A 435-nucleotide genomic window follows, 5' to 3' on the forward strand; every position below is an offset into this window, starting at 1 on the left:
GTTGGGCACTCTAGGGTGACTGCCGGTGACAAACCGGAGGAAGGCGGGGATGACGTCAAATCATCATGCCCCTTATGACCTGGGCTACACACGTGCTACAATGGATGGTACAGAGGGCCGCGAAGCCGTGAGGCGGAGCGAATCTCAAAAAGCCATTCTCAGTTCGGACTGCAGGCTGCAACTCGCCTGCATGAAGCCGGAATCGCTAGTAATCGCGGATCAGCATGCCGCGGTGAATACGTTCCCGGGCCTTGTACACACCGCCCGTCACACCACGAGAGCTTGCAACACCCGAAGTCGGTGAGGTAACCCTTCTGGGAGCCAGCCGCCGAAGGTGGGGCAGGTGATTGGGGTGAAGTCGTAACAAGGTATCCCTACCGGAAGGTGGGGATGGATCACCTCCTTTCTACGGAGCAATTTCCGAGTCGACCCTTT

The 435-nt window shown here is 57.9% G+C and carries 1 rRNA gene; it reads left to right on the plus strand.

The annotated features are described in order from the left end of the window. Positions 1-406 (plus strand): 16S ribosomal RNA (locus ACW9JV_RS19305); the annotation flags it as partial. Positions 407-435: the final 29 nt, after the last annotated feature.

The sequence above is a fragment of the Salibacterium sp. K-3 genome (assembly GCF_054052005.1).